Source organism: Roseomonas sp. TAS13 (assembly GCF_001950415.1).
GTDB classification, from domain to species: domain Bacteria; phylum Pseudomonadota; class Alphaproteobacteria; order Acetobacterales; family Acetobacteraceae; genus Roseomonas; species Roseomonas mucosa.
Map to the genome: position 1 here is coordinate 1 of NZ_BDLP01000561.1, position 2,029 is coordinate 2,029.

General features: G+C 75.4%; 1 protein-coding gene and 1 pseudogene. Both read left to right on the plus strand.

All coding sequences use genetic code 11. The features are described 5' to 3' along the window. Window positions 1–88: 88 nt before the first annotated feature. Entirely contained in the window at window positions 89–1,411 is a 1,323-nt protein-coding gene (locus ROTAS13_RS23565; RefSeq protein ID WP_058390321.1) for a cobyrinate a,c-diamide synthase, read from the plus strand. A gap of 1 nt (window position 1,412) precedes the next feature. Then, a pseudogene (locus ROTAS13_RS23570) lies at window positions 1,413–2,003 on the plus strand (nicotinate-nucleotide--dimethylbenzimidazole phosphoribosyltransferase); the annotation flags it as partial. Between the last annotated feature and the right edge of the window lie 26 nt (window positions 2,004–2,029).

A 2,029-nucleotide genomic window follows, 5' to 3' on the forward strand; every position in this document is an offset into this window, starting at 1 on the left:
GGTCTCGGGGGCACACTGTGCCCCTGAGCGGAGGGTCCGGGAGGCAGCGCCTCCCGGTCCAACGGCCCGATCAGGAAGGCCAGACGCCATGAAGGGCCTGATCCTGGCAGCGCCGCGCTCGGGCTCGGGCAAGACGACGGTGGCGCTGGCGCTGCTGGCGGCGCTGCGGGCGCGGGGCGTGGCGGTGCGGGCGGCGAAGTCGGGGCCGGACTATATCGACCCGGCCTTCCACGAGGCGGTGACGGAGCGGCCCTCGCCCAACCTCGACAGCTGGGCCATGCCGGCGCCGGTGCTGCGCGCGATGGCGGCGGAGGCGGGGCGGGATGCGGATGTCCTGCTGGTGGAGGCCTCGATGGGGCTGTTCGACGGGCTGGCGCCCTCGCCGCTCAGCCCGCCGGGGCGGCGCGGCAGCGGCGGCGACCTGGCGGAGGCGCTGGGCCTGCCGGTGCTGCTGGTGCTGGATGTCTCGGGGCAGTCGCAATCGGCCGCCGCCGTGGCGCGGGGCTTCGCCCTGCACCGGCCGGGGGTGCGGGTGACGGGAGTGGTGCTGAACCGCGTCGCCAGTGCGCGCCACCGGGCGGGGGTGGAGGCGGAGATGGCGGAAACCGGGCTGCCGGTGCTGGGCGCCCTGATGCGGGAGGGTGCGATCGCCCTGCCGGAACGGCATCTCGGGCTCGTCCAGGCGCAGGAACTCGGGACGCTGCCGGCGCTGCTGGAACGGTTGCGGGAGGTGGGCGGGGCCCTGGACCTCGATGGCATCCTGGCGCTGGCCGGGCCGCTGCCCGACGGGGAGGTGGTGGATGGCCCGGGTCTTCCGCCTCCGGGGCAGCGCATCGCCCTGGCGCGGGATGCCGCCTTCTCCTTTGCCTATCCGCATCTGCTCGATGGCTGGCGGGCGGCGGGGGCGGAAATCCACCCCTTCTCCCCCTTGGCGGACGAGGCGCCGCCGGAGGGCTGCGACGCCTGCTGGCTGCCGGGGGGCTACCCGGAACTGCATGCCCCGGCATTGGCGGCCGCAACGCGCTTCCGCGAGGGGCTGCGCCGCTTCGCCGGGGCGCATCCGGTCCATGGCGAGTGCGGCGGCTTCATGGTGCTGGGCGAGGCGCTGCAGGATGCGGCGGGCGCATGGCATGGCATGGCCGGGCTGCTGGGCCACCGCACCAGCTTCGCGAAGCGCCGCATGAACCTCGGCTATCGCCGCGCCACGCTGCTGGCGGATGGGCCGCTCGGCCCCGCCGGGACGGTGCTGCGCGGCCATGAGTTCCACTATGCCACGGTGGCCGATCCTGGCGCCGACGCGTCTTTCGCGAGTCTCACCGACGGGCTCGGCCAGCCGCTGCCGCCCTCCGGGGCGTGGCGGGGCCGGGTCAGCGGCAGCTTCTTTCACGCCATCGCCCGCGACGACGGATGACATGACCGCCTTCACGACCCTCGACTCCCTCCGTGCCGCCTGCCTGGACCTGCCCGGGGGCGACGAGGCCGCCGCCGGGGCGGTGGCCGCGCGCCAGGCCCGGCTCACCAAGCCGCCGGGCAGCCTGGGGCGGCTGGAGGAACTGGCCGCCTGGATGGCGCGCTGGCAGCGGCGCGCCATGCCCGGGCTGGAGCGCGTGGAGGTGCTGATCTTCGCCGGCAACCACGGCGTGGTGGCGCGCGGCGTCTCGCCCTACCCGCCCTCGGTGACGGCGCAGATGGTGGCGAACTATGCCGCCGGGGGAGCCGCCATCAATCAGCTCGCCCGGCTGGCCGGGGCGGCGCTGCGCGTGGTGCCGCTGGCGCTCGACACCCCGACGGGGGACTTCACCGAGGGGCCGGCCATGGAGGAGGGGGATTTCCTCGCTGCCGTCTCGATGGGCCATGCCGCGCTGCGGCCGGACACGGAGCTGCTTTGCCTGGGCGAGATGGGCATCGGCAACACCACCGCCGCCGCCGCCCTCGCCGCCGCCCTGTTCGGCGGCGGCGGACATCGCTGGGCCGGGCGCGGCACGGGGGTGGACGATTCCGGCCCTGTCTCTTGATCACATCTACGCAC

Bases quoted from the DNA above. Each gene is read 5' to 3' on its own strand.
- ROTAS13_RS23565 (WP_058390321.1), top strand. From the start codon at position 89: ATGAAGGGCCTGATCCTGGCAGCGCCGCGCTCGGGCTCGGGCAAGACG.